Below are 22,823 nucleotides of genomic sequence, written 5' to 3' on the forward strand. Positions count from 1 at the left end.
GTGCTGCGCCTGCTGCGTGTGTTTCAAATGAAACACACGCAGCACCCTAATTTTTACATCCGCCTTACGCCTACCCTGCCCTTTGTTGCGTATATTTACGTAGTAAATCATGACACCCAACGCAGCTTCCCAATACAACGAACGTTTTCAAAAAATCATTGCCGGCCTCAATGCCGAGCAGCTAAGTGCCGTTAATAAAACCGACGGCCCTGTGCTGGTGGTGGCTGGCCCGGGCACGGGTAAAACACAGATATTAGCCGCCCGCATTGGTAAAATACTGCTCGAAACCGATGCTCAGCCCAACGAAATTCTGTGCTTAACCTATACCGACGCTGGCGCTGTAGCCATGCGCAAGCGCCTGTTTGAGTTTATCGGTCCCGATGCTTACCGCATCAGCATCTATACTTTCCATGCTTTTTGCAATGATGTCATCCAGGAAAACCTGGAGTACTTTGGCAAGCTAAGCCTGGAGCCGCTCACCGATTTGGAATCGGCTATGCTATTCCGCGAACTGGTGGATAATTTTGGTTCCGACCACTTATTGAAGCGCTTTACCGGCGATATTTACTTTGACGTTCCCCGCCTGCGCAGCCTGTTCTCCACCATGAAGCGGGAGAACTGGACATTGCCGCAAATTGAACTTGCCGTTCAGGAATATATGGACGACCTGCCCAACCGCGAGGACTTCGTTTATAAAAGAGCTAACGCAGCTAAAGGCATTCAGAAGGGAGATGTAAAACAATCGGCCATAGATGCGGCCAAAGAAGTAATGGATAAGCTGCTGTGCGCCGTGGGTGAATATGCCAACTACGAGCAGGCCATGAAAGACCGTAACCGTTATGATTATGACGACATGATCATCTGGGTACTGCGTGCTTTTACCGAAAACGAAGCCCTGCTGCGCCGTTACCAGGAAAAATACCAGTATATACTGGTAGATGAGTTTCAGGACACCAGTGGTTCACAGAATGAACTGCTCAAGTTCTTGCTGGCCTACTGGCATACACCCAACATTTTTGTGGTGGGCGATGATGACCAGTCTATCTTCCGTTTTCAGGGTGCCAACATGAAAAACATACTGGATTTTGCCGGCGATTATGTAGATACCTTGTATACCGTAGTATTAAAGGATAATTACCGATCCAACCAATCCATTCTGGATATATCGCGCCTGCTCATTAACAACAACAAGGAACGCCTGACCTCACAATTGCGGCTGGATAAAAATCTGAAAGCCTCTCATCCCCGCTTTTTGCAGGACGAGGTGGAACCTGCGGTACGTGAATACCTCAACCCCGATCAGGAAATAACCGATGTGGCCCTGCAAATCAAAAACCTGATTGCCAAAGGTACGCCGCCTGCCGAAATAGCGGTCATCTACCGTAACCACAACCAGGCTGAGGAGCTCATCCGCTATTTGGACCAGCATAAGATAGCTGTCAATACCAAAAAGAAAGTGGATATTTTGTCGTTGCCATTCGGGGAGAAGATCATCAACATATTGCGCTACCTGGCCATGGAGCTGGACATGCCTTACAGCGGCGATGAACTGCTGTTTGAAATCATGCACTATGATTTCTTCGATATTCCACCTATAGAAATTGCCAAGGCCAGCATTGCGGTATCGAAAGAAAACTATTCGGCCATGATGAGCAATGAGCCCAAAACCTCATTGCGCCGCTACGTAAGCGAGATGACACCTTCGCAGCAGTTGGGCCTGTTCGAAGAGCCGGAAACCAATGTAGCTATGCGCCAGTTGGTAAGTGATATCAACTTTTTGCTTAAGGCATCAGTGAGTTTGAGCTTGCAGCAATTCTTTCAGCAGGTAATTACCTGCATGGGTATTCTGAAGCATATTATGGAACAGCCCAACAAGGGCTGGTATATGGAGGTGCTTAATAGTTTATTCAACTTCATAAAAGATGAGAACCGCAAGACCCCTGAAATCCATCTGAAGCAAATTACGCAAACTATCGAACTGATGAAGCGCAACCGTATTCCACTGGAATTGAATCAGGTGATGTATACAGAGGATGGCGTAAACTTTATTACCGCTCATGGATCTAAAGGGCTGGAATTTGAGCATGTATTTTTAATAGGTTGCAATAAAAAGATATGGGATACCAAAGGCCGCAATACCGGCTTTGCTTTCCCGGATACACTGATGCAGGCTTCGGCCGATGACCTGGCACAGCAGGAAGAAGGCCGCCGCTTGTTTTATGTATCGCTCACCCGTGCCAAGCAGTGCCTCATGATCTCCTACCCTGCCAAAGACCGCAATGGCAAAGATTTGGAGCCTTCTCAATTTGTTGGCGAAATATTAGCTGAAACACACCTGCAAACGCAGCACCCTAAAGTAAGCGAAGAAGATATGATGTCTTTTTACCTCACCCAGTTTAATGAGGAAGACAAGCCGAAAGTGGAGTTGCTGGATAAGAACTATATTAATATGTTGCTGCAGAATTATGTAATTTCTGTAACTCATTTGAATACTTATTTAGATTGCCCGCTGAAGTTTTACTTCCAGAACCTCATTAGGGTACCTGCCGGGCGCAGCGCGGCTATGGCCTTCGGTTCGGCAGTGCACCATGCTTTGCAGAAAGTGTATAACCGCATGGAAAATCACCCGGAAAAGAACTTCCCGCCGGTGAATGACTTTATGCGCGAGTTCAGGTGGTACATGAACCGTAACCGCGATGCCTTTACCAGCGATGAATTCAGGCTGCGTTCTGAATACGGCGAAAAGATTTTGCCGGTATTCTATAACCAGAATGTGCCACACTGGAACAAGAACGCCCGTGTGGAGCTTCCGGTAAAAGATGTGGTAATTAATGGCGTACCGGTAAAAGGCCATCTGGATAAAGTAGAGTTCAACGGCAAGCAGGTAGTGATTGTAGATTACAAAACCGGCAAAATCAAGTACGCGAAAGAAAAACTGGTGCGCCCCGGCAATGCTCAGCCCAACGGCGGTGACTATTGGCGGCAGGCCGTATTTTATAAATTACTAATTGACAACGACCGCACCAAAGACTGGCAGGTACAGGCCTCTGTATTTGATTTTGTGGAGCCTATTAATCCCAATGAGTATCATAAAGAATATGTACACATTACGCCGGAAGATGAGCAATCCGTAACCGAGCAGCTCACCACCGTGTACCATAAAATTATGAACCACGAGTTTGATACCGGCTGCGGAAAAAAAGATTGCGACTGGTGCCACTTTGTGCGCAGTAACTTCAGGCAACCAGGCCGGATACTGGAGCGCACAGCGGATGACGCCGATGATGAATAAGCTTTAGCTACTGATTAAGTACATGTTTGCTGTGTGCAAGGCACCACTGGTACCTATCGGTAATTAAACCGAAAAGTATAAGGCTGAGCGAAGCTGACGGACCTGAGAAGAACAGGAAAAACATGGATTCGCCGCCGTATAAAGGAATACCTGTACCTAATATAAAAATGAGTACATCAATCAGTACATAATTGGCTACGCAAAACAAGGAGAATACGTTTTTGAACGCCGATTTACCTGTGGCAGCATAAGCACGTACATAATAAGCAAAAGCTGACATTACCCCGGCGAGCAGTAGCAGGCAAAAAATAATAAATATCCAGGTAGCTTGTAGGGGTGTCAACTGTGCATAATTGTTACCGCTTACTACAAACCAAAAGGCAGGGTATACCGCCACCAGCGGAAACACCGGAATCAGGCTGATTAAGGCCATAACGGCCGCATGAGTGGTGTAAGTTAATTTCATGAATTATATTCTCATCAAAATCACAAGCATACCGGGCGTCTAAACAAAAACTGATCAGCTGTTATGCTTCTGCAACTTTATTGGTACATTAAAATATTTAGAGCTTAGTTGTTTTAAACTAAATTTTTGTTTGTAATTTAACCACATCAACAAACTAAAATAAACCTTAAAACGATGCAAAGTTACGAAACGTACGACACAGGCTCGTCTGCTGCAGCTGCCGGTATTATAGGCGCTTTAATGATTCCACTTTTAGTGCTATCGGTAATCATGATTATCTCTTACTGGAAAATTTTTACCAAAGCAGGCAAACCCGGATGGGCCGCCATTATTCCTATTTATAATCTTATCGTGCTTCTGGAAATTGTGGGCAAACCAGCTTGGTGGTTCTTATTGTTCATCATCCCTTGTGTAAACATCATCTTCCTGGTATGGACATTCAACCTGCTCAGCAAGAGCTTTGGCCAGAGTGAAGGCTTTACTATTGGCTTACTGCTTTTAGGCATCGTATTCTTCCCTCTGTTGGCCTTTGGCAATTATCCTTACTTGGGCCCTGCCGGCGCAGGTCCGCTGCACTCTTATGACCCTTCAAAAGATTACAGGGATCCGTTTTCAAATAACAACCCACCTCCGCAGGTGTAATGAACTTAATTTTAGCAAATCAATTATGGCCCTGTAGCTTATTGTTCATCAATTGGCTGCGGGGCCATTTGCTTCCCTGCCCTATCAAATACCTTACGGGTATAGATTGCCCCGGCTGTGGTTTTCAGCGTTCTTTTGTTGCCTTATTGCATGGCAATTTTCATCAAAGCTTTTTATTTTATCCAGCAACATTACCCCTGTTGACTGTAACGGTATATACCATTGCCGACAACCGCTTCAAACTGGACACGGCAAATAACAGCATCAAAAAATGTGTTTACATTTTAACAGCAAGCCTGATATGGATCAGCTATGCCTTTAAAATGCTGCATATTTACACCATACCTTCCTGAGCTGAAACCAGGTAGCCGTAATCTTTAATAATGGTTTGCAAAAACTTCATGTCGTTCATACCGGCCGGCGGGGTAACACCCAGGTGTTCTTTAATACGTAAGGCCATATTATAAACCAGCATACTGTTTTGTGTTTTTACATAGGTATTAATTACATCCTGTATCAGCGCTACATTTTTTTCGCTTAACTGAACGGCCTCTTTAAATACAGGCTCGTAAACCAACCCTTCATCGGGCATAAAAGATATCTGGTTCATTTGGGTACGCGGGTTGGTTTTAATTAATGTGGTACCTGCCACCATATCTCCTATACGCTGCTTGCGCTCACTTACCGCAACAGCAATAAGTCCACCCAATTGTGCGGTTAAGCTAAAATCTACAATGCGGAATAGCCAGCGCAATAAATACTGCCCAATGGTGGGCTGCTTGCCCTCCAGGCTGATGACCTTAATCTTCATGATGCGCTTACCTATGCTCTGCCCGTGCATAAATATCTCGCACAATAAGTCGTAAAACACAAAAAGAAGGCCGTAAACAACAGCCAAGATGCCAATAATCAAGTAAGGCTCGTCATTGCTTCCCCTATTATCTGCCTTCAAACCTATTATGATTAAGGAAGCAATCAGGATAACGAAAAATAGCCCCATGTCTATAATCCGGGCTACCATGCGCTCACCCAAACCGGCCAGTTCGTAATCAATATCTATGTTTTGTGATGTGGTTATTCTTATGGTATCCATACGCTAACAAATATAATTTTTTAGTTGAAAGCTAACATATTTGTATTTAATTTATGCCACTGTAAAGCCTTATCATAAACTGATGCGCGAACCGCTGTTTGTAAAACAAAATGCCGAGAAATGGAAGGAGTTTGAGCACCAGCCCACCACCAACCCCGATGAGCTGGCTAATCGCTTTATCCGCATTACGGACGATCTGGCCTACGCCAAAACATTTTATCCGCAATCAAATACCACTGCTTATTTAAACGGATTGGCAGCCCGGCTACACCAGTCTATTTACAAAAACAAATCAGAAAGGCGCAGTCGCTTTGTTGAGTTTTGGGTGGCCGAACTACCGCTGTTATTTAAACAGTACCAAAAGCAACTACTCTATTCCTTTTGCTTCTTCATAGTATTTACATTAATGGGTGTACTATCCGCCAAGTACGACGATAGCTTTGTACGGCTGATTTTGGGCGACGGCTATGTAGACATGACTAACGAAAACATAGCCAAAGGTGATCCCTTCGGCGTATACAAAAGTCAGAACGCTTTTACTATGTTTTTCGCTATTGCTACCAATAACATCTATGTATCGCTGGTGATGTTTGTAAGCGGCGCGCTGTTTTCGCTGGGCACAGTTTACTATCTTTTTCGTAATGGGTTAATGCTGGGCTCATTTCAATATTATTTCATCAGCAAAGGATTGGGTGTAGCTTCGGTACTCACTATATTTATACATGGCACCATCGAAATTTCATCATTAATTATAGCCGGCGCTGCCGGGTTGGTATTGGGTAACGGCTTGCTTTTTCCGCGCACTTACAGCCGCATGGTATCTTTTAAACGCGGCGCTAAAGATGGGATGAAGATTGCCATTGGCCTGGTGCCCTTATTTATCATAGCTGCTATATTTGAAAGCTTTGTTACCCGCCACACTGAAATGCCGGTTTGGTTAAGCTGCGGCATTTTAGCCGGATCGTTATGCTTCATGATCTGGTACGTTATTATTTATCCTAACCAATTGTATAAACGCAACTCTTATGAAACCCAGAATTGAGCTCTCTAAACCCCGTGATTTTGGCGAGGTAGTGAATGATACCTTTACCTTTATCAAGCAAAATTTCAAGCCGCTGATGAGCTGCTTCTTTACTTTTTGCGGTTTCTTTTTGCTGGGTAGTGTTGTAGCTGCATCACTGCAGCAAATACGCATGGCTGATGCACTTAACAATGCAAGCGCTTACGGCACCGAAACGCCTACTATATTTTCAAACCTGGGCGTAATAGGTGTTGAGTATGTAGTAACCGTCATATTTGTTATACTTACGTATATGATGCTGCTGGTTACCATACTGAGCTACATGCACTTGTATAAAGATAAAGGCAGCGTACCGCCTACTACTGCCGAGGTTTGGGCTTATATCAAATACTTTTTTTGGCGTGTACTGGCAGCCGGCCTGCTCCTTACTGTAGCCATGGGCTTGGTATTCGGCTTGTTTATGTTGTTTGGTTATGGTTCGCGCTCGTTAAGCCTCATTATATTTGGTGGGTTGGTATGCTTTGGGCTGGCCTTCTGGATTTACCCTATCGCCTCTGTTATGTTCCCTATCATAGTAATAGAGAATGGCAGTATTGGTTATGCCATGAGACAAAGCTTCCGCCTGGTTAAAGGCAACTGGTGGGTAACATTTGGTACCTTGTTCGTTATTGGCCTTATTACCGCGGCTTGTGCCGGTTTGGTGGCACTGCCGCTGGCAGTAGCCAATGCCATCAGCATGGTATTCTCTATAAAAAATGGTGTCGGCACTTTCAATAAAACGCTGATGGTAGCCACAGCAGTTGTACAGCATATCGCGTATGTATTTTACATTATTCCGGTAGTGGCTGCGGCGCTGTGTTATTTTAATTTAACTGAAGTAAAAGAAGGTACCGGTATGCTGAGCCGTATCAACAAATTCGGCATGGCCGATGATGCCGAGAGCAAAAACTCCGGCATCGAAGAATATTAATATGCGGCAGCTATTTCTTATACTGAGTTTAATTTTATTAACTGCGGCTACTCCGTTATCAGCGCAGCCCAAAGTTAAAAAAGCGCCGTTGGTGTTAAAAACAGATACCAGCCAGTTGCAGGTACGCCACTTCAATGCCAGCAGCATTAACGAATACCGTAACCAGTCAGATTTTCAATATCAGGAAACCGTACCCCAGGAGTCATGGTGGGATAGATTTTGGCGTTGGTTCTGGAGTTTGTTCAAACCGGTAAAAACCAGTAAACGTGGCATTTCCTTATTTATGACGGCCTTAAAATACCTGTTTATCATATCGGGTATTGCGGCTATTGCCTTTATCATATTAAGGGTAATGGGCGTGGACATGGCTACCCTGTTCAGGCGTAAGCCGAAAGCTGCCGAAATGCCTTACAGTGAAGTTTTTGAAAACATTCACGAGATTAATTTTGATACCGAACTTGAAAACGTACTGGCTCAACATAATTACCGCCTGGCCATCAGGCTACTGTATTTGAAGAGCCTGAAACAGTTAAATGATGCCGGTTTAATTAACTGGCAATTGAACAAAACCAATAGTGCCTACATCGCTGAGTTACAAAATGCCGAACGCCGGCAGGAATTTAGCCAGCTCACCCGGCAATTTGAATACGCATGGTACGGCGAATTTGCCATTGATGCCCAGGTCTATCAAAACATCAACACACTGTTTGTAAATTTTAAAAAGCACATGGCATGAAGGACTTTAAAATTTACATCACCATCGCTTCATTGCTGCTGGTTGGCTATATAATAGCGCAGTATAACCGCCCAAAACCCACCAACTGGAAATCGACTTTATATTATAATGATAAAATTCCCTATGGTACTTTTATTCTGCATCATCAGCTAAAGCAGCTGTTTCCGGGGGCTGAGGTGAGCCGCACCAATTTATCACCTAGCCAAGTATTTCAGGATACTGATATGGCACCAGGTAATTACCTGATCATCGCACACGGTGTGGCATTTCAAAAAACCGATTGGAAAGCGCTTGAAGGGTACATCCGCAGGGGCAATAATGTATTTATATCAGCATTTAGCTGGCGTGGCACATTGGCAGACACTTTAAACCTTGAAACTGGTTATACAGATGCCAAAGAGATGAGGTTTGCCTTTACTAATCCTCAACTAAAAGCTGGCACCGATTATAAATTTAAAGGTGAACTTGGAGCGCAATATTTTAGCAGTTTTGATACCACCCGTGCCATTTCATTGAGCCGTAACCAGCAGGGGCAAACCAATTATTTGCGCTATCAGTTTGGCAAGGGTAACTTGTACCTGTTTGCCACCCCGCATTTGCTTACCAATTACAGTTTATTGAAACCTGCGGGAGCGGCGTATATTTCGCATGTACTCTCTTACCTGCCTGATGCCGAGCACATTTACTGGGATCAATATCAAAACCATGATATTCCGGAAGATGAATCACCTTTGCGGGTACTGTTTGCTCATGAAAATTTGCGTTGGGCTTATTACATTAGTTTGGCAGCCATGCTGCTTTTTATCGCATTTGAGGCCAAACGCCGCCAGCGCATTATCCCAGTTATCGAGCCGCTTAGTAATGCCACTACCGATTTTGTGAACGTAGTAGGCCGTGTATATTACGAGCAGCGGAACCACAATGACATTGCCTTAAAGAAGATCACTTACCTGGCCGATTACCTAAGAACCCGCTACCAACTGCGTGCTGCTTTTGGTACTAAAGAGTTTGCCGAGAAACTGACGCAAAAAACCGGCATGCAACCGGCCTTTATTCATGAGTTATTATCGCACATCAATTATGTGAGTGTTCAAAGCAAGATTGATGACCATGAACTGATTCTACTAAACAACCTGATTGATAAATTTTACGCCCAAGCCTAAACGCTGATATGGAAGAACAACCCTTATTCGAACAAAGAACTGATTTGAGCCGCCTGAATACTGCGGTTGAGCAAATTAAAACTGCGCTGGCTACCATCATCATCGGCCAGCACGATACCATTGACCTGCTGATTGCCGGCATACTGGCCGACGGCCATATTTTGATTGAGGGCGTACCCGGCGTAGCCAAAACTCTGACGGCTAAACTGATTGCTAAAGCCATTGATGCCAAGTTTTCAAGGGTACAGTTTACGCCCGATTTAATGCCGTCTGATGTGATTGGTACCTCAGTATTCAACCCGAAAACCACAGCTTTTGAATTTAAGCATGGCCCGGTATTCGGCAATATTGTACTGGTAGATGAAATTAACCGCGCACCGGCCAAAACCCAGTCTGCCCTGTTTGAGGTGATGGAAGAACGGCAAATTACAGTTGACGGGCAAAGCTACCCCATGGATGAGCCCTTTATGGTGCTGGCCACCCAAAACCCTGTAGAGCAGGAAGGTACTTACCGCTTACCGGAAGCACAGTTGGACCGTTTTCTGTTTAAAATTGAGGTTAAATATCCATCGCTGGAAGAAGAAATACACATCCTGACCCAGCAGCATCAGCAAAAAACAACAGATCAGTTGCAGCACATTCAACCCGTATTAAGCGCAGCAGATGTGGTTGCCTTACGCCAACAGGTACGCAGCCTGCATGTGGAAAGCAAAATATTGGAGTTTGTGGCTAAAATTGTACACGAAACACGCAACCATAAATCGTTGTATTTAGGGGCTTCACCAAGGGCTTCGCTGGCTATTGTTAACAGTGCCAAAGCCATTGCTGCCATGAGCGGGCGCGATTTTGTAACGCCCGAAGATGTCATTAAAGTAGTAACGCCTGTGTTGCGCCACCGCATTATTTTAACTCCCGACAAGGAAATGGAGGGTGCTACGCCCGATGAAGTAATTACACAACTGGTACAAAAGATAGAAATACCCCGCTAAGTCACTTGAAAAAGTTTACCCGCTTTTATAAAACTTTGTTTTTAACGCCGCGCTTGTTTGCCGTGCTCACGGGTTGCGCTGTGTTTTTTATACTGGCTTTCTTTTTTCCGTGGCTGGGCGTGTTGCCTCAGCTTGCCTTTTTCGTCTTTCTTTTATTGTTACTGGTAGACACTATATTGCTATACCGTACACCAAACAGTATGTTTGCCCGTCGCCATGCCCCGGAAAGACTAAGCAACAGCGATGAGAACGAATTGGGTATTTATGTTGAGAATCGCTACCCTTTTACTATTCGGGCAGCCATTATTGATGAGATTCCATTCCAGTTTCAGCGGCGTGATATTTGGTTTACCACTACAATTAACTCTGGGCAGCACAAACTGATTAATTACCAGTTGCGCCCCACCAAACGCGGCGAATATGAGTTTGGTGATGTACGGGTTTTCGTGATGTCATCACTGGGCTTTGTTCGGCGGCGGTTTACCTTTCCGCAGGCGGAGATGTTACCGGTGTACCCCTCATTTTTACAAATGCGGAAGTATGAATTAATGGCCATATCTAACCGCTTAAGCGAAATTGGCATCAAGAAGATACGCCGCCTGGGCCAGAGTATGGAATTTGAGCAGGTAAAGAATTATGTAGCCGGTGATGATTACCGTACCATTAACTGGAAAGCCACTGCCCGCCGGGGCGATTTAATGACCAACTCATTTACCGACGAGAAATCGCAGCAGGTATATTGTGTTATCGATAAATCACGGGCGATGAAAATGCCTTTCGAGGGATTGAGCCTGTTAGATTATGCCATCAATGCCTGCCTGGTGCTTAGCAACGTGGCGATGTTAAAGGAAGATAAAGCCGGACTGATTACCATTGCTGAAAAATTAGGTGCCGTAGTGCCGGCCGAGCGTAAACCTGCACAGCTCAACCGCATTTTGGAAGTGCTATATCGCGAGAAAACCCGGTATCTGGAAACTAACCTGGAGTTGCTCTACGCAACCATCCGCAGGGTAATTAAACAACGTAGCTTGGTGGTATTCTTCACCAATTATGAGAGCTTGTCGGCTTTAGAGCGGCAGTTGCCCTTGTTGAAACGCATTAACCGTTATCATTTATTGCTGGTGGTGTTTTTCGAAAATACCGAATTGAGTAAACTAAGCGATAAGCCTGCGGCAGATGTGGAAGAGATTTATATTAAAACGATTGCTGAAAAATTTGCCTATGATAAAAAGCTCATTGTAAAAGAGCTGAGCAAACATGGCATTCTTTCCATTTTAACACCACCCGAACAGCTTACTATAAACACCATCAATCGTTATTTGGAGATAAAAGCTCGCAAGGGTATTTAAATATTTAGCTGAACACCTTTTGTTAAGGCATCATATATTAAATGTTTTGGCCCTGACGGATGTCTCCGTCAGGGCCTTTTTCTATATATAGTTTCTGCGCGTCTATAGTCCCAGACTGTAGACTATGCATACGTCATTGTTTATGACATAAAGCTATGGATGATCTCCGGGCCATTTACTGCCACCCACTCAATAATCCTTGACTGCAGTTGTTTCCGATTTTGAAGTATCTGTTTCATAGTACTGAACTATATTCAAAGCGTATGCCTTTTGACAGGCTGTTTCAAATATTTATTCACATTATTTACATTTATACTAAAAACAACTAAAATCAATCAAATGATTAACAATTATCTATACAGAACTGCTTTTAAATCACACAGAAGCGGTTCTGTATAGTATACAAAACAAAAGGCCTTGTCTGAAAAATCAGACAAGGCCTTTATATATGTGGAAAACAATGATGATTACATCATGCCGCCCATGCCGCCGCCCATTGGAGGCATACCAGCACCGGCTTTCTCTTCTTCCGGATCATCAGCTAACACACACTCAGTGGTTAACAGCATTGCAGCGATAGAAGCAGCGTTTTCTAAAGCAACACGAGATACTTTGGTTGGGTCAATTACACCGGCACCAATTAAGTTTTCAAACTTATCAGTACGGGCATTGTAACCGTAATCAGCAGTACCTTCTTTTACTTTTTGTACAATGATAGAACCTTCGATACCTGCATTTGCACAGATTTGACGCAATGGCTCTTCGATAGCACGTTTGATGATTTGGATACCGGTTTTTTCGTCTTCGTTGTCTCCCTGAACACCATCTAAAGCAGCAACGGCACGAATGAAGGCTACACCACCACCAGCTACGATACCTTCTTCAACGGCAGCGCGGGTTGCGTGTAAAGCATCGTCAACACGGTCTTTCTTTTCTTTCATTTCTACCTCGGTAGCAGCACCTACATAAAGTACAGCCACACCACCTGATAATTTAGCTAAACGCTCTTGCAGTTTTTCTCTGTCGTAATCAGATGTAGTAGTTTCAATCTGGGCTCTGATTTGGTTTACACGAGCTTTAATCTCGTCTGGAGAACCAGCACCATTGATAATCGTAGTATTGTCTTTATCTACTACTACTTTTTCAGCAGTACCTAAGTAGCTCAGGTCAGCATTTTCCAATTTATAACCTCTTTCTTCAGAAATTACAGTACCACCAGTCAGGATAGCGATATCTTCCAGCATGGCTTTACGACGGTCGCCGAAACCAGGCGCTTTAACAGCAGCCACTTTCAGCGAACCACGAATTTTGTTTACCACCAAAGTAGCCAGTGCTTCACCGTCTAAATCTTCAGCAATAATTAACAATGGCTTGCCGGTTTGTACTTGTTTTTCCAGGATAGGAAGCAATTCCTTCATTGAAGAAATCTTTTTGTCGTAGATCAGGATGTAAGGGTTATCCAGATCGGCTTCCATTTTATCAGCGTTGGTCACAAAGTATGGAGAAAGGTAACCACGGTCAAACTGCATACCTTCTACAGTTCTAACTTCAGTTTCAGTACCTTTTGCTTCTTCAACAGTAATTACACCATCTTTACCTACTTTACCCATTGCGTCAGCAATCAATGAACCGATTACTTCGTCATTGTTGGCAGAGATAGAGGCAACTTGTTTGATTTTGTTATTGTCTTCGCCTACAGTTTGAGACTGGCTTTGCAGGTTAGCTACTACAGCAGCAACGGCTTTGTCAATACCACGTTTCAAATCCATTGGGTTGGCACCGGCAGCTACGTTTTTAATACCTGCGGTTACAATAGCTTGTGCTAATACTGTAGCAGTAGTAGTACCATCACCGGCAATATCAGCAGTTTTTGAAGCTACTTCTTTCACCATCTGGGCACCCATGTTTTCTAAAGAATCTTTCAGTTCGATTTCTTTAGCTACAGTTACACCATCTTTAGTGATAGATGGAGAACCAAATTTTTTGTCGATGATTACGTTACGACCTTTAGGGCCCAGGGTTACTTTAACCGCATTAGCCAGTATATCCACACCGCGTTTTAAAGCATCGCGGGCTTCTACGTTATATTTTACAACTTTTGCCATGTTCTTAAGATTTGAGATGTGAGATTTGAGATGTGAGATTTATTTCTGCAACATTCAAATTTCAAATCATTTTTTTCTTTTTATTAAATAAGTTCAATTAAGCGAATGAGGTTGAGCACTTTCTAATGTCTCAAATCTCATATCTAACATCTTTTTATAATACTGCGTAGATGTCTGATTCACGCATAATCAAATACTCTTTACCTTCGTAAGTAATTTCAGTACCTGAGTATTTGCCATATAATACCTTATCGCCAACTTTAACGGTAAGCGGCTCGTCTTTTTTACCTTCGCCTACAGCAACAATAGTACCTTGCTGAGGTTTCTCTTTGGCTGTATCAGGAATAAAGATACCTGAAGCAGTCTTCTCTTCGGCAGGAGCAGCTTCTACTACTACTCTGTCTCCAATAGGCTTAATGTTTACTGACATAATTATAATTTAATGTTGATTGATTAAAGTTATTTTCGCTTCCTGTTGCACAGCAATTGTGCCAACTGCCGCTTTAAAGCTGATTTGACAGTTTTGCTGTTGTATTGTCATGACAATGTTTGCATTTCCATATACGTGTCAGGCTGACAGGCAGGCATAAAATAAAAAAGGCTTTGAAACGTATTCAAAGCCTTTTTTATTAATGGTATGTATTATTTTTTGGCTGGTGCCGGAGCCGGTGTAGTTGGCTTGGCAGCGCCCGGTAAATTCAGAGGCCCTGTGCTTACCGGCGCGGTAGGCTTAGAAGCTTTTTGAATCTGATCGCGGTATTCAGAACCTGCGCTGCTGGCAGGTGCAGTTTTTACAGCTACGTTAATGGCTAATGAAAGTACAATTAAAGTAATGGCTAAAATCCAGGTACCTTTTTCTAAAATGTCTCCTGTTTTTTGTACGCCCAGCAATTGCGATGAACTTGAAAAGTTAGAAGTAAGGCCACCACCCTTAGGATTTTGTATCAGCACAATAACGGCTAACAGCAAGCAAACCAGGATGATTAAAATCAATAATAACGTATACATAATATTTAATTAGCTTATTTTTTGTTGTAGTCGAGCAATTTGGTCTGCAAAGTACGTGCTTTTTTCCGGAAATTTCAATATTAATTTTTTGTAAGTAGCTATGGCTTTTGCATATAGCATTTGGTCGGCATAAATGCGGGCCAGGGTTTCCGTTATTAACTCATCCTGGTCTTCGGCGCTGCGCTTGGCCTTGTTTTCACTACCCAATTTTTCGCTGCTGGGCGGTTTGATTTGCGGTTCTTCCTGTATAAAACGCTCAATAATTTTATGCTCTTTATCGCGTATGGCAGGGTTTACCGTTTGGGTATGGTCGGCCTCAAAACCATCCACCGGGGTTTGATGTAAAATACTTTCTATATACTGATGCTGCAAATTCGCATCGGGCTCAGTAGTTGTACCCTGTGGCTGCACCGGCGCAGATTGCGGCTTGATGTAAGGCTGATAAATACCGGCATGCTCGCGGCGGGTTTTATCCAGCCACCACATAAAGCTGTACGGCATCTTTTCGTCGTGGTATTTAGATACATCACTGTTTTCGTCAGCTATTGGCGGCGTAGATGCAGCGGCAGGCTGCGGTACAGCTTCCTGTACCGGTGCTGATTGCTCTTTAGCTGTTGCCGGGTTACGATCGCGAAAGGCCTGATCAAAAATAAAATAATCGGTAGCTGCTATATTTTCAATAATCAGCTTTTCAGTTACATCTGTAGTTTTTGGTGTTGCTACCTCGGCGGGACTATCCTCAGCTATTAGCTCATCCCCGGCAGGGTGAGTGGCCGGCGGTTCGGGTTCAGTAGCAAATTGCTCACCCTCTACTATTGCATTATCACTTTGCTGTGCTTCCTCAGCCGGCTGAATTTCATCTTGCTGGTCTGCCAAAGCGGCTTGGTATTCTGCCTCATCCTCAACTTCATCATCTGCATCTGCCGATATTGATGGTTCCTCTATGGCTTCAGTAGTTTCCGGCGCTTCAGCAACTATTTCTTCATCCTGCTGCTGAACAACTTCTTCAATAACTGATGGTTCTTCCGCAGGCGCTTCTGTTACGGGTAGTGAAGTATTTTCGTTGTCTTCTTCGGTTTCCTGTGCGCCGGTAAATCCTTCTTCAGGTTGCTCTTCATTATCAACAAGAGTCGCGCTGTCAGGCTCTGCAACTTGTTCCAGCTCAGCCATTTCTTCAGTCACCTGTTGTGGTTCGGCCTCCTGCTCAGCCAGTACAGCTACGGGCGGCGTAGCAGGTTGTTGCTCGGGTGCATTTTCTTCGGCGGTTACTTCATCCGCCATTTCAGCCAGGTGTTCAGAAGCAGCTACAGCTGCCAGCGGCTGGTTAATGGGTGTAAAGTTGATATCTTCAATACCAACAATCTCCTCATATATCTCATCATCCTCTGCTGCAATTACAGGTTGAACAGGAGGCTCATGAGTAACTACAGGTTCAGAAGCTGCTACTTGCAGGTTTTCGGATTCGCTTTCACCGCTTAAGGATTCATCAGAAAAACTTTCTTCTGTCTCTGAAGCGTCGTCGATTGGCTGATGCTCCGTATGGTTAATGTGATCATCCTCACCTGCTTCTGATTGACCATCAACAGCATCGGGCAAATCATCAACTTTTGGTGATTCAGATAGCCCTGTTCCGGTACTTGCTTCAGAATCCTGCACTTCTTGCTCAAGAGACGGCTCAATTCTGGTTGATTCAGCAGAGTTTAACTCTTCCAAATCTCCGGCTGGCACAGCTCCGGGTTGAATTTCTGCTAATGATGTATCACTTACCGATATAGATTCTGCTGCATCTTCAGCAGGAACATCCGCCTTATCAAATTCAGGCGATGGATCAAGCGCTGCAGGTGATGCGGTTGCAAGCGGCGATGAGATGACCAGTTGCCCTTCGTTTAATGCCGCAAGAGCCGAGGGAGAATGCGCTGTTTTATATAAAGCAGCACTGTTAAAATATACACCGGCCTGCTTTAATGCAGCGCGATCAGCTATGCAGGCATACAGCGCTTGCAGCAATCCGCTTTGCGGATGCTCTTTTACCAGTTGCTTTAAAAGGTTCTGCTCCTCGTAACCTGCATTACCCGGCTTACTCAGTAATTCCTGTAAAGTTTGGTTACGTTTGGCAGTTTGTTCCTGTTCCATATTTGTGCGAGGTTGAAACTACGAATTACCTACCAATTTGCAAAAGCCCGGTTAAAAATATCTTCGGTTAATTGCTGGTTGATGCGCTGTATGAGGGTTTGCTCCTGCGCAGCCAAATCGCCGGTAAAGTCGATATACCGGGTAAATTGCTGCTCATAGTTATATTTAGGGTTGGCCTCATTGGTATACTTTACGTTTACGGTAATAGATAAACGTGTAGCGTTGGCAATAGGCGCCTGGTTGTTATTGGTAGCCTGTACAGATACCGGCGCATAACTATAATTGGTAATAGTACCGGTAAGGCTGCCGCTTGATTTATCGGCAGTTACCTCCGGGTTTTGGGTAATCACCAAACGTGTTTGCGAACGGATGCGGTTTTTGAGCGCATCGGTAAAAATCTGGCTCAGGTTGGTCACTACCAGTTGCGAGGTATTTTCGAAATAACCCACATAAATAGTCTTCATAGTGCCCGGAATAGAGGCACCACTGAGGGTTACCGAACAGGAAGAACACAGGCATACCATAGTCATGATCATGACCACTATGCCACTCAACTTTTTCATGTATGCGTTTATAAGTTTAATTCTTTTATTTTACGGTAAAGGGTGCGTTCTGATATACCCAACTCATTGGCAGCCAGCTTACGCTTGCCTTTATGCTTTTTGAGCGCCTTTCGTATCAAATCCGACTCCTTCTCTATCAGAGATAACGATTCTTCTACCTCTTCCGCGTGGTGAGTGATAAAATTATCGTTATGTGAATTAGTGGCAGGCTGCACTACGGGCTGCTGTATGGTGAATTGAGGTTCGGTATGCACAGGCAGCTCCAAATCAGGATAGATTTTATTGAGCGTTTGGATATTGCCGCTGTAATTGGCTGCACCGGCGCCGTTTTCAATAATATCGGCCACCAGTTTTTTCAGTTCCACCATATCGCGCTTCATATCAAACAGCACCTTGTACAGGATGTCGCGCTCTGAAAAATCTTCCTTCCCCTGGTTTTCTACCCGCATGGGCAGATTACTGCGCCCGCTTTCATAAGGGATATAGTTTTGCAAAATCTGGGCAGTAATGGTACGGTCGCGCTCAAGCACGGCCAGTTGTTCGGCCATATTACGCAGTTGCCTTACGTTGCCCGGCCATGAGTAACTCATCAACATTTGCTGTGCAGCCTCATCTAACTGGATGGGCGGCGTACGATATTTATCAGTAAAATCGGCCGCAAACTTGCGGAACAATAGGTACACATCCTCCTTACGGTCGCGCAGGGGCGGAATGCGTAGCGGAACGGTATTCAAACGATAGTATAAATCTTCGCGAAACTTACCGGCTTTTACTGCCTCATATACATCTACGTTAGTAGCTGCAATTACCCGCACGTTGGTTTTTTCCACTTTTGATGAACCTACACGGATGAACTGCCCCGACTCTAATACCCGCAGCAAACGGGCCTGTGTACCCAAGGGCATCTCTCCTATTTCATCTAAAAATATGGTACCACCGTTTACGGTTTCAAAATACCCTTTACGCTCGCCTACAGCACCAGTGTAAGCGCCTTTTTCATGACCAAATAATTCAGAGTCAATAGTACCCTCAGGGATAGCGCCACAGTTTACGGCAATAAAAGGCCCATGCTTGCGCGCACTCAATTGGTGGATAATATGCGAAAAAGCCTCTTTACCACTGCCGCTTTCCCCGGTAATGAGCACCGAAATATCGGTAGGTGCTACCTGGTTAGCTATATCTATCGCCCGGTTCAACAACGGCGAATTGCCGATGATGCCAAAGCGTTGTTTTATTTCTTGTACGTTCATAAAGTAGAATCAAGAGCCAAGAATCAAGAGTCAAGATGTGCTTTCTTTTAAAATGTAATCTCTAAAAGAAAAAAGCATTCTTTGAATTTCTTGTACTAACTCTAAACATTTATTTAACCTTAATTCATCCCCATAATCTCTTCTTCTACAAATCAGCAACTGTGTTTCCAATTCAAAGGAAGAAGTGAGTGCAGTTGATAGAAACTCTGCTGTATGTATTGTTGTACGTTTCCCTGAACCTTCGGCTATATTTGATGGGATTGAACAAGAACATCTATTTATTTGATCAATTAAATTAAAACGCTCATCTGACGGTAAGCCCTTACAATATTGATAAGTTAAGTCTGTTAAATCCATCGCCTTTTGCCAAACCAATAAATTCTTAAAATTATGCTTTATCATAAGAAAACTCTTGGTTCTTGATTCTTGGCTCTTGGCTCTATATAACCTGGCCTAATAAAGTTGCCGTTGTACACCTGTCCACCAGTACATCAACATACTGGCCTGGTTTGTAGTTTTCACTTACCGGGAACACCACCATGGCGTTCTGGTCGTTACGGCCGCAGTAATCCTGGTCTGATTTTTTAGAGAAACCTTCAATCAGTACGCGTTGCACCTTGCCTACCTGCTGCTGCAAGCGCACATGCGAATATTGCTGTTGCTTGGCAATAATTTCTTTCAGGCGACGGTTCTTTATGGCTTCGGGTACATCATCAGCGTAGCGTTTAGCGGCTAAAGTGCCGGGGCGCTCAGAGTAAGAGAACATGTAGGCGTAATCATACTGTACGTAGTCAATCATGCTAAGGGTATCCTGGTGTTCTTCTTCAGTTTCGGTACAAAAGCCGGCAATCACGTCGGTTGAAATAGCACAGCCCGGTAAAATACGCCGAATAGCATCCACGCGGTTCATGTACCATTCGCGGTCATAAGTACGGTTCATCAGTTCAAGCACCCGGCTGTTGCCTGATTGTACCGGCAGGTGAATATACTTGCAGATATTATTGTACTTCGCCATGGTATAAAGCACCTCATCGGTAATATCTTTAGGGTGCGAAGTAGAGAAGCGAACCCGCAGCTCAGGGCTAATGTTCGCCACCATTTCGAGCAGGTTGGCAAAATTAACTACCCCTCCAACCTCCCCGAAGGGGAGATTTTCAATAGTGCTTGCCCCCTCCCCTCCAGGGAGGATGGGTGGGGTAAATTTATAAGAATCCACATTTTGCCCCAGCAAAGTTACCTCGCGGTACCCTTGGTCAAATAGCGACTGGCACTCATTGAGGATAGATTGCGGATCTCGGCTGCGCTCGCGGCCACGAGTAAATGGCACTACGCAGAACGAGCACATATTATCGCAGCCACGCATAATGGATACAAAAGCGTTGATACCATTGCTGTTTAAACGCACGGGGTTAATGTCGGCATAAGTTTCCTCACGCGACAGCAGTACGTTTACCGCTTTCTGGCCGCCATCTACCTGATCAATCAGGTTAGGCAAATCGCGGTAAGCATCAGGGCCCACTACTACGTCTACCAGTTTTTCTTCTTCTAAAAACTTAGCTTTTAAACGCTCGGCCATACAGCCCAGCACCCCCACTACCATGCCGGGGTTTTTAATTTTGGCAATGGTAAATTCTCTCAGGCGGTTGCGTACACGCTGCTCGGCATTTTCACGTATAGAGCAGGTATTGATGAAAATTACATCGGCCACCTTAAAATCATTGGTGGTTTCAAATCCCTTTTCCATCAGGATGGAAGCCACAATCTCACTATCCGAAAAGTTCATGGCGCAACCGTAACTTTCAATGTACAGCTTGCGACCATTCTTTTTTTCAGTATCTATATCCAGCATTAATGCCTCACCCTGCCTGCTTTCGTCGTGCGTTTTATCCGGAATCAACAAATCCATCAATTTTCTATTTTTTTAGCGCAGCAAAAATACAGAATTTTAATTATAGAATGACACTTTGGCAGCATTTAACAAAATCGAATTTGCTGTGTTATCCATAAGTTGATGCAAGTGCTTGTGTAACAATTATGCGTTTGTGTACAAATGTTTATATTAGGAGAGTTAAATACTAATACCATTTAATAACCACAGCTGTTGAGGAAGGCCGTATTGTTTTTACATGACCGTTAAGTTTTTAGGATATACCTGTAGAAAAAAAATATTCTACCCTGTAATCAGCCTCATTGGCCTTGTGATTATCGTTTCTTTCCTGATTAACCGCTACTGGTCGCCCATTTTGGCCGATAAAGTTAAAAGCACGGTACTGACCAGTACGGACAGCCTTTATACTGTTACTTTTAAAGATGCCCGCCTGCACATTCTGCAGGGAAAACTGATAATATATGATATTACCATCAAACCCAACTTGCCGGTTTACAACAAGCGCAAACAGCAACACCTGGCGCCCAATAACTTGTATGAACTGCATGTAAAAAAGCTGGTGCTGCGACGTATACATCCTTTTCGACTGTATTTCAGAAACAAGTTATTGATAGACCAGATAGTGGTGAGCGCCCCGGATTTGCATGTGAGGTACCAACTAAATTATACTAAAGATACCGTTAGGAACGACAGGCGCACAGCCTGGCAGCGCATACGCTCCATGCTTAAATCCATCGAAATTAAGGAGATTAATTTAAATGATATTAAGTTCAGGTATGATGATTACTCGGGCATCAAGCTGGATATCTCCGAGCTGCGTGAGATGAATATTACTGCGAAAGATCTGCTGATTGACTCTACTACCCAACATGATAAATCGCGCTTTTATTACTGCCGGGATTTGATTACCGAGTTAAACAACTACCATGGCATGTCGAAAAATAACCTGTACCGGTATGAGGTAAAATCACTGGTATTTTCAACACTCACCTCAAAACTGCAGGCTTACGATATGGCTTTGCTGCCTGCTCAACCTGAAGTATATTACCGCCAGGCCATGCACAACCGTTATGCGGTGCATTTAGACACCCTGCAAGCCGACCGCTTTGATTACCGTAATTATATTAAATACCATACCCTTAAATGCTCAAAACTTTCCTTAACCGGTGGGCGGATCAATTTTACAAGTAATGCTGCTATTGATTCGGCCAGTAAAAAAAATAAGTTGGGCAGCTTCCCTAATGTAGCTATACATCGCTTACATAGCCGTTTCCGAATAGATAGTGTAGCTTTGCGCCGCTTTGATGTGCGTTACGAAGCCTATAGCAAACGATCAAAAAAAGCAGGTTTTATCAGTTTCAACAACACTTATGGCCTGATGCAAAACGTGAGTTCAGACCCGGAGGTATTGCAGAAAAATTATATATGTGACATGCAATTCACCACATGGCTGATGGATAAAGGCCGGGCCGATTTGCAGTTTAAATTTAATTTAACCGATAGCGCTAAAAGCTACCGTGCGCACGGACGGGTAGATGCCATGAAACTGAATGCATTGAACCCTGCTACCAAGCCACTGGCCCTGCTGGAATTAAAATCGGGCCAGTTAAACAGTTTCACATTTGACATTACCGGCAACCGCAAACGGGCAGACGGCCAGGTAAAAATGCTGTATAATAACTTAAAGGTACACATTTTACGCCCTGATACTTTAAACGATAAATTCAAGCACTTTGCCATTGGTTCCATATTTGCTAACTACGTAATTTTGGAGCGCGATAACCCATCGGTAGCTGGCGCAACGCCCCGCACTTACCCCGTGAGCTACCTGCGGCCGGATAATGCCGGCTTTTTCAAGACATTGTTTAAAACCCTGTTGCCGGGTGTAAAAGCCAGCGTGGGTTATGGGGCAGCTGTTGAGCAGAAGGTAAAGGCAGAAATTATTCAACGCCGGCAGCAGAAACAAGAACGCCAACTGAAAAAGCAGCTGCGTAAAGAGCGCAAAGCCTTGAAGATGCGCCTGCAATCGCAAACCCGTCCGCATCATAACTTTTTAGATGCGATTGCCAGGTATGATGCCAAATTGAGCGCAAGGCGGTAACCATGCTTTGTCATGGCGAGGAGAAACGACGTGGCCATCGCACGGAGGCATTTA

20 protein-coding genes are annotated in these 22,823 nt (G+C 44.2%); 10 read left to right on the top strand and 10 right to left on the bottom strand.

What is annotated here, in order from left to right:
- Window positions 1-109 precede the first annotated feature (109 nt).
- Window positions 110-3,292 (top strand): ATP-dependent helicase, encoded by a 3,183-nt coding sequence (locus ACYVNW_RS10370; protein WP_460679793.1) that lies wholly within the window; start codon window positions 110-112, stop codon window positions 3,290-3,292.
- A gap of 7 nt (window positions 3,293-3,299) precedes the next feature.
- Here the strand turns inward: ACYVNW_RS10370 and ACYVNW_RS10375 are convergent, their stop codons facing one another.
- Window positions 3,300-3,758: a hypothetical protein gene (locus ACYVNW_RS10375; protein WP_460679794.1), complete on the bottom strand. Its 459-nt coding sequence runs from the start codon at window positions 3,756-3,758 to the stop codon at window positions 3,300-3,302.
- 174 nt (window positions 3,759-3,932) lie between these two features.
- Between ACYVNW_RS10375 and ACYVNW_RS10380 the strand changes: the two genes are divergently transcribed.
- Together ACYVNW_RS10380 and ACYVNW_RS10385 are read left to right on the top strand one after the other, a co-directional pair.
- The gene (locus ACYVNW_RS10380; protein ID WP_460679795.1) at window positions 3,933-4,400 is read left to right on the top strand and encodes a DUF5684 domain-containing protein; all 468 of its coding nucleotides are present in this window, start codon (window positions 3,933-3,935) and stop codon (window positions 4,398-4,400) included.
- Window positions 4,400-4,753 carry a DUF2752 domain-containing protein gene (locus tag ACYVNW_RS10385; protein ID WP_460679796.1) on the top strand — a complete coding sequence of 118 codons (354 nt, stop codon included), beginning with the start codon at window positions 4,400-4,402 and terminating at the stop codon, window positions 4,751-4,753. The genes ACYVNW_RS10380 and ACYVNW_RS10385 overlap by 1 nt, the downstream gene beginning before the upstream one ends.
- On the opposite strand, the gene ACYVNW_RS10390 is transcribed toward ACYVNW_RS10385, so the two are convergent.
- On the bottom strand, window positions 4,735-5,493 hold the full coding sequence (locus ACYVNW_RS10390) for an RDD family protein (RefSeq protein WP_460679797.1): 759 nt from the start codon (window positions 5,491-5,493) through the stop codon (window positions 4,735-4,737). The two genes, ACYVNW_RS10385 and ACYVNW_RS10390, sit on opposite strands and share 19 nt — an antisense overlap.
- Window positions 5,494-5,575: 82 nt before the next feature.
- Here ACYVNW_RS10390 and ACYVNW_RS10395 point away from each other — a divergent pair, with 82 nt between their 5' ends.
- The 6 genes from ACYVNW_RS10395 to ACYVNW_RS10420 are packed head-to-tail and all read left to right on the top strand — an operon-like array spanning window position 5,576 to window position 11,721.
- Complete coding sequence (locus ACYVNW_RS10395; RefSeq protein ID WP_460679798.1) at window positions 5,576-6,535, top strand: stage II sporulation protein M; 960 nt, start codon at window positions 5,576-5,578, stop codon at window positions 6,533-6,535.
- On the top strand, window positions 6,519-7,484 hold the full coding sequence (locus ACYVNW_RS10400) for a DUF2189 domain-containing protein (RefSeq protein WP_460679799.1): 966 nt from the start codon (window positions 6,519-6,521) through the stop codon (window positions 7,482-7,484). Before ACYVNW_RS10395 ends, ACYVNW_RS10400 begins: the two co-directional genes overlap by 17 nt.
- A 1-nt stretch (window position 7,485) precedes the next feature.
- Complete coding sequence (locus ACYVNW_RS10405; protein ID WP_460679800.1) at window positions 7,486-8,220, top strand: DUF4129 domain-containing protein; 735 nt, start codon at window positions 7,486-7,488, stop codon at window positions 8,218-8,220.
- Window positions 8,217-9,383: a DUF4350 domain-containing protein gene (locus ACYVNW_RS10410; protein WP_460679801.1), complete on the top strand. Its 1,167-nt coding sequence runs from the start codon at window positions 8,217-8,219 to the stop codon at window positions 9,381-9,383. Before ACYVNW_RS10405 ends, ACYVNW_RS10410 begins: the two co-directional genes overlap by 4 nt.
- Before the next feature lie 8 nt (window positions 9,384-9,391).
- Complete coding sequence (locus tag ACYVNW_RS10415) at window positions 9,392-10,372, top strand: AAA family ATPase (RefSeq protein ID WP_460679802.1); 981 nt, start codon at window positions 9,392-9,394, stop codon at window positions 10,370-10,372.
- A gap of 5 nt (window positions 10,373-10,377) precedes the next feature.
- Window positions 10,378-11,721: a DUF58 domain-containing protein gene (locus ACYVNW_RS10420; protein ID WP_460679803.1), complete on the top strand. Its 1,344-nt coding sequence runs from the start codon at window positions 10,378-10,380 to the stop codon at window positions 11,719-11,721.
- A gap of 467 nt (window positions 11,722-12,188) precedes the next feature.
- On the opposite strand, the gene groL is transcribed toward ACYVNW_RS10420, so the two are convergent.
- The 8 genes from groL to miaB form a co-directional block, all read right to left on the bottom strand.
- Window positions 12,189-13,826: a chaperonin GroEL gene (groL, locus tag ACYVNW_RS10425; RefSeq protein ID WP_460679804.1), complete on the bottom strand. Its 1,638-nt coding sequence runs from the start codon at window positions 13,824-13,826 to the stop codon at window positions 12,189-12,191.
- A 154-nt stretch (window positions 13,827-13,980) separates the two neighbouring features.
- Entirely contained in the window at window positions 13,981-14,256 is a 276-nt protein-coding gene (locus ACYVNW_RS10430; RefSeq protein WP_460679805.1) for a co-chaperone GroES, read from the bottom strand.
- Between the two features lie 212 nt (window positions 14,257-14,468).
- Window positions 14,469-14,834: a preprotein translocase subunit SecG gene (secG, locus tag ACYVNW_RS10435; RefSeq protein WP_460679806.1), complete on the bottom strand. Its 366-nt coding sequence runs from the start codon at window positions 14,832-14,834 to the stop codon at window positions 14,469-14,471.
- Window positions 14,835-14,843: 9 nt separating this feature from the next.
- Window positions 14,844-16,967 (bottom strand): hypothetical protein, encoded by a 2,124-nt coding sequence (locus ACYVNW_RS10440; RefSeq protein WP_460679807.1) that lies wholly within the window; start codon window positions 16,965-16,967, stop codon window positions 14,844-14,846.
- 29 nt (window positions 16,968-16,996) lie between these two features.
- Window positions 16,997-17,530, bottom strand: coding sequence for an LptE family protein (locus ACYVNW_RS10445; protein ID WP_460679808.1), 534 nt, complete (start codon window positions 17,528-17,530; stop codon window positions 16,997-16,999).
- 8 nt (window positions 17,531-17,538) lie between these two features.
- A complete protein-coding gene (locus ACYVNW_RS10450; protein ID WP_460679809.1) occupies window positions 17,539-18,780 on the bottom strand; it encodes a sigma-54 interaction domain-containing protein in 1,242 nt (413 codons plus the stop codon).
- Window positions 18,781-18,810: 30 nt separating this feature from the next.
- A complete protein-coding gene (locus tag ACYVNW_RS10455) occupies window positions 18,811-19,182 on the bottom strand; it encodes a four helix bundle protein (RefSeq protein WP_460679810.1) in 372 nt (123 codons plus the stop codon).
- 37 nt (window positions 19,183-19,219) lie between these two features.
- Complete coding sequence (gene miaB / locus ACYVNW_RS10460; protein ID WP_460679811.1) at window positions 19,220-20,689, bottom strand: tRNA (N6-isopentenyl adenosine(37)-C2)-methylthiotransferase MiaB; 1,470 nt, start codon at window positions 20,687-20,689, stop codon at window positions 19,220-19,222.
- A 217-nt stretch (window positions 20,690-20,906) separates the two neighbouring features.
- Between miaB and ACYVNW_RS10465 the strand changes: the two genes are divergently transcribed.
- Window positions 20,907-22,769, top strand: a complete 1,863-nt coding sequence (locus tag ACYVNW_RS10465) for a hypothetical protein (protein ID WP_460679812.1) — start codon at window positions 20,907-20,909, stop codon at window positions 22,767-22,769.
- Window positions 22,770-22,823 lie beyond the last annotated feature (54 nt).

Source organism: Mucilaginibacter koreensis, from assembly GCF_054783355.1.